The sequence below is a fragment of the Thalassospira sp. UBA1131 genome (genome assembly GCF_002311515.1).
Classification (GTDB): Bacteria; Pseudomonadota; Alphaproteobacteria; order Rhodospirillales; family Thalassospiraceae; genus Thalassospira.
The window spans coordinates 18,986-22,679 of the sequence record NZ_DCAO01000016.1; the positions used below are offsets into that span (position 1 = coordinate 18,986).

The following is a 3,694-nucleotide window of genomic DNA, read 5'->3' on the forward strand; positions in this document are numbered from 1 at the left end:
TTTGCGGATGCCGTGCGCCGCCATAGTGGCCATAACGCATTGATGTCTGATCTCAAGCACGCGGCCTATTCGACAGATGGGCGCCTGATCTTTGTTCATACCGGGCTGGATGGTTCGCGGCCGCTGACAGGCCAGACGGATACCTTCTGGTGGGGTGGGTCAATGTTTGAAGCCATCACCGAACGGTATTACGACTGTGCTCGTATTGTGCGCGGTGCATCCCAAGGCCAGACGGGCTTGCAGGAACGTGAATTTACCCTGTCGCTGGATGGTGGTGCAGGCCGCGGTGGTCATTTGATCGCGGTCGCCCTTGATGGCCAAGGTGCGGTCATCGAACAGATCACAAGCAGCTAGACTTTCTGTTATCCCCTCGGGGAAGTGAGCAATCGAAAAAGAAAAAGGCAGCATCAATTTGCTGCCTTTTGTCGTTTTTGGGGTTGGATCGCTTGGCGTTTTAGTGGCGAACCACCTTGACCAGTGACCCGACAGCCGGGGCCTGCCCATCGCGAAGGCCGTTGATGGTGGCAAAGACATCAGCCGGTGCCTTGTCGACTTCCATGTCGTCAATAAAGGTCTGCAGGTCATATTCCGGGTTTACCGCACGTACCTTGATGCGAAGCGGGGTATAGATCTTCTTTTCCCGATCGGTGAGCGGGCGGAAGCTATAGGTCGTGCGGCGCAGCGGCAGGTTATAGCTATCAGCCTGATCAAGTGGCGTGACAAACAGGAACTGATAGGCCGAGCTGCCATGACGGATTACAACGACGCGTAGGCGTGCAGGCCCCGAACGCAATGAGATATCAGCACTGCCGGTGGCAGCTTCCTGGCCTTCGATGTCGAGCATCTCGATATTGCGGATGGCGATCTGTTTCGAGAACCCGTTTTGAAGATAGCTATCAAGGCGCATGTCCTTTGCGCCCGGCGCGCCCTCGAAGATGATCTGGGCACCTTTGCCATCGCGGGCGATAACGGCATTTGGCTGGTTGGTCATTGTGAAGCCATCGGGGACTTCAAACCGGAAATTCAATGGCACGTGGACAAATTCCTGGCCCCGGACATAACCCTGATCCGGGCCGTCGCCATACAGAATACCGTCAATTGCTGTCATATAGCGCACAGCACCACTTTCCGGATTGGCAACCGCAGTGACATTGGCACTTTGATGGGCCTGTTCAATACGATCAAGCGTGCGGGGGTGGGTTGCCATGAAATCATACTGATCGACATCGTCAGGTGACCTGCCGGCAAGTTTGGCCTGAAGTCGTGAATGGGCACGAAGCTTTTCAAGGAAGGTCGCCATGGCATCCGGGTCATAACCCGCACGCGTGATATAGCGAATGCCAAGCATGTCGGCTTCGAATTCATGTTCGCGCGAGAAGGACTTGAGATATGCGTTTGCCCCGGTCCCGATTAACTCGCCAGCACCGTTTCCAACGGCAACGGCCAGACCACCCGCCAGAATTTGCGTCAGTACCCCACGGCTATAACGTTGTGCGGAATGACGGGCAACCACGTGGCCGATCTCATGGGCAAGGACGCCTGCCAATTCTGCCTCGTTGGTGGCAAGGGCCGCCAGACCGCGCGTGATATACACGTATCCGCCGGGCAGGGCAAAGGCGTTGACAACCGGGGAATCGAGGACCGTGAAGGTGAATTTCTCGTTCGGGGTTTCCGAAACCGCGACCAGCTTTTCGCCGACTTCTGTCACATAGGTCTGCAGGTCCTTTTCGGTGTATTGACCACCGAATTCCTTCACCATTTTCGGATGTTCCTGCGAGCCGATCTGTTTTTCCTGCTCGGGCGACATGAAGGCCGTAAAGCTGTCTTCGCCTGTCGCCCGGTTGGTCGAACATCCGGCAACGGCAGTGCTCAGCGCAATCGCTGCAAGCACGCCTGCAATATGTTTATGTGAACGAAAGTTCAGCCAGCCCATTGATATCTTTCCTCGTGTCCTTTGGCCGCGTAAGCTGTGGCGCAATATATTTGCGAAACCAACCGGGAATTGGTAGCGCGTGTTCCTTGATCATTCAATCTTTTCGCATTCACCGATAAAGCATCAAAAATGGGGAAATTTTTGGGCCGGATCGACATTGGTGTGGCGTAAATGCACATTCATGCTGCTTGTTGTCGTCTTTTGCGGGGGCAATCTACCCGTGATGGCCGCCGATTGGCGCTGTGGGACTGACATCATCGCGGGTGATGCTAAAAAGCTGCTATCAACGGATCCGAGGCCGGTTTGGCGTGATGTGCAGCTCAATATTGAAGCGGTTGATGCACTCACTGCCGCCGAGCTGCCGGGTAAATCATTTCGGTTGGCAGATATTGCGTTTGTACCAGGATATGAAGATGCGGGACGGGTATGGCTGGAACAGGCGAGTGCCAACAAGGTTTCGGTCACGCCGCTGGCCGAACAACCAGATTTTCTCGGACGAATACCGGTTCGTATTGAAGATCAAGTAATCGGTGACTGGCGCGTTGAGCTTCTGGCTGACGGTCTCGCGATGCTTGTTCCTGAGAGCGGTCAGGATGTGTCAGAGCTGGTCGGGATTGAGGACGCCGCAATAAACAATCAGTCTGGCATATGGTCCGATCTTGGGCCAGAGACAGCTTATTACGTGCGGGCCCATGATACGGGGGCAGAGAATATCCCGACCGCGCGTGATGCAATCGGCAGATTTGCCGTGATTGATGGAACGATCAGAAGCATCGAACATCAGGAATGGCGCAGTTACCTTAACTTCGGATCGAACTGGCGCGAAGATTTCACCATCGCATTGGACGCCACCTTGCGCGATGCATTCGCCAATGGCGAAGACTTTCAAGACATCCTGCAGGACTGGGTCGGGCAGGACGTTCGGGTACGTGGCGTGATTGAAAATCGCGGAGGCCCTTACATCACACTTGAAAACCCGTTCTGGCTCTGCCTCGCCCGTTAGTCGCAGGCGCAATAGAGCTTGTTCTTATACCGTTGTTTATGCGACTTCTTGTACGCGCCGCCACCGGCGAAAAGACAGCGTCCCATTTAATACAGAAAAGGTCCTTCGCGTGCTCTATCCCGAAATTTCGCCCCATCAGTCGGGTTGGTTACCTCGTGAAGACGGTCACGAGATTTACTGGGAAGAAGTTGGTAGCCCCGATGGGCTGCCGGTCATCTTCCTGCATGGCGGTCCGGGTGCGGGTATTTCCCATAACAGCCGCCGCTTCTTTGATCCGGAAAAGTACCGTGTGATTTTATTTGATCAGCGCGGGGCCGGAAAATCACGCCCGTTCGGCAGCCTTGAAAATAACACGACCGACCATCTGATTAGCGATATCGAAGCCCTGCGCAAGGAGCGCGGCATTGATCGCTGGCTGGTGTTTGGGGGCTCGTGGGGGTCGACTTTGGCGTTGGCCTATGGTCAGGCTTGCCCGGAACGCGTCACAGGCTTTGTCCTGCGCGGTATCTTTCTTGGCACGACATCCGAAATCAAATGGTTCATGGAAGGCATGGGGCGGTTCTTCCCCGAGGCAGAGCGCCGCTTCCTTGATGCTGCTGGTTTCAAAGACAATCCCGGTTATCAGCCCTTGCTTGACCGTTATGCCGATATCTTCTCTGGCAAGGATGGTGAAGACGCGGCCATTGATGCAGCGCGCGTGTGGTCAGCCTATGAGGCGACATGCTGTACGCTTCTGCCTGATGATGGTCTGGTCGAAG

General features: G+C 55.2%; 3 protein-coding genes and 1 pseudogene. 3 read left to right on the plus strand and 1 reads right to left on the minus strand.

Going from position 1 to position 3,694, the window contains the following annotated elements:
• Positions 1–354: pseudogene (locus B3Z49_RS02210) on the plus strand (hypothetical protein); the annotation flags it as partial.
• A gap of 100 nt (positions 355–454) precedes the next feature.
• Here the strand turns inward: B3Z49_RS02210 and B3Z49_RS02215 are convergent.
• Positions 455–1,933: a M48 family metalloprotease gene (locus tag B3Z49_RS02215; protein WP_296987969.1), complete on the minus strand. Its 1,479-nt coding sequence runs from the start codon at positions 1,931–1,933 to the stop codon at positions 455–457.
• 181 nt (positions 1,934–2,114) lie between these two features.
• Here B3Z49_RS02215 and B3Z49_RS02220 point away from each other — a divergent pair, with 181 nt between their 5' ends.
• Positions 2,115–2,936: a hypothetical protein gene (locus B3Z49_RS02220; protein WP_296987971.1), complete on the plus strand. Its 822-nt coding sequence runs from the start codon at positions 2,115–2,117 to the stop codon at positions 2,934–2,936.
• A 109-nt stretch (positions 2,937–3,045) separates the two neighbouring features.
• On the plus strand, positions 3,046–3,694 hold a 649-nt coding region (locus tag B3Z49_RS02225; protein ID WP_296987972.1), incomplete at its 3' end, for an alpha/beta fold hydrolase.